1 protein-coding gene is annotated in these 513 nt (G+C 58.3%); it reads left to right on the forward strand.

From position 1 onward, the window contains the following. The first annotated feature begins 263 nt into the window (after positions 1 to 263). Complete coding sequence (locus RCG67_RS17460; protein WP_368828085.1) at positions 264 to 464, forward strand: Flp family type IVb pilin; 201 nt, start codon at positions 264 to 266, stop codon at positions 462 to 464. Positions 465 to 513 lie beyond the last annotated feature (49 nt).

Consider the following 513-nt stretch of genomic DNA (forward strand, 5'->3'; position numbering starts at 1 on the left):
TACCGGGGTGGTACTGACGCCGTTCGGGGGACAAGACCGCCGCCCGCCAGGCCCATGCGAAGGAATGTAGCTTCCGACTAGGCATTACGTCGCTGTTTAACGTCCCCTAAAATGCATGCATCTGAATGCTTGTGTATTTGCTGGAGCAAAGTCTAGTCTGTTTACAGGTCAGTAGCCCGGTACAGGGAGCCTCTCGCGGGCAGTGTCGGAAACAGCTGAAGACCCACTCCACCCTATTCTCTGCTTTGCTAAGGAGCTTTCCCATGCTGCCTCTTTTCATCACCATCCAGACCTTCTTTACCGACACCATCGAGCGCATCGAGCGCAACGAAAAGGGCGCGACGGCCGTCGAGTATGGTCTGCTGCTTGGTCTCGTGGCCATTGTGCTCGTGGGTGCGATCGCTGTTCTGAAGGATGATTTCACCGCCATGATCACCAACATCGGCGGCCAGCTCCCCGGCTAATTCATCGACACAATGGCGCGCCGCGGCACCCCCTGCGGGGAGCCGCGGC

The organism is Kocuria cellulosilytica, assembly GCF_040981245.1.
In the GTDB taxonomy this organism is placed as follows: Bacteria; Actinomycetota; Actinomycetes; order Actinomycetales; family Micrococcaceae; genus Kocuria; species Kocuria cellulosilytica.